The organism is Micrococcus sp. HSID17227, assembly GCF_003989405.1.
GTDB classification, from domain to species: Bacteria; Actinomycetota; Actinomycetes; order Actinomycetales; family Micrococcaceae; genus Micrococcus; species Micrococcus luteus.
In genome coordinates, this window is record NZ_RBLN01000553.1 from 1 (window position 1) to 739 (window position 739).

Sequence of the window (739 nt, forward strand, 5' to 3'; positions counted from 1 at the left end):
CGGCCGCCCTGACCGCGACCGAGGCCGCCATCTACGGCCGCTTCGGCTTCGGGGCCGCCACCCGGTGGCACGCCGTGCGGATCGACGTCTCGGGCGCCCCCGCGTTCACGGGCGCCCCGGCCGGCGGGCGGGTCACGGTCGAGGAGCCGCGGGAGATCCCCGGCCTCGTGGACGAGCTGTACGGGCGGGTGCTGCCGGCCACCCCGGGCTCGGTCCAGCGGACCTCGTTCAGCGTGCCTCGCTGGGAGGACCGCGAGGCGAGTCGGAACGAGGGGCGCGGCTCGGGGCTGTACGCGGCGGTCCACCGCGACGACGACGGGCGGGTCCAGGGCGTCGCGCTGTATCGGTTCGAGGGCTGGGAGAAGGAGCCGCCCACGATCACCGTCACCGCGTTCCTCGCGGCGACCGCCGACGCGCGGCGCGGGCTCGTCCACCACCTGGCCCGACTGGACCTGGTCGAGCGGATCGAGTGGGGCCGCGCGCCCGAGCCCGGTTGGCTCGAGGCGCTCTTCGTCGACGAGCGGCGGGTGAGTCGGCACCGCGGCTCCGACGACCTGTACCTGAGATCGGCAGAGCGTCGCGTAGGTACTGAGCGTCTCCGCCCGTGTAGATCTCGGTGGTCGACGTATCACCCAAAAATAAAACCCCATTGCTTTTCCCTCTCAACTGTACCACACTTGAACGATCGCTTGAGCTTGGATCCATCCTCCCATCGACACCCTGTGGCTCATGTACTCGC

1 pseudogene is annotated in these 739 nt (G+C 71.0%); it reads left to right on the forward strand.

The annotated features are described in order from the left end of the window. Positions 1–739: pseudogene (locus D8M29_RS13260) on the forward strand (hypothetical protein); the annotation flags it as partial.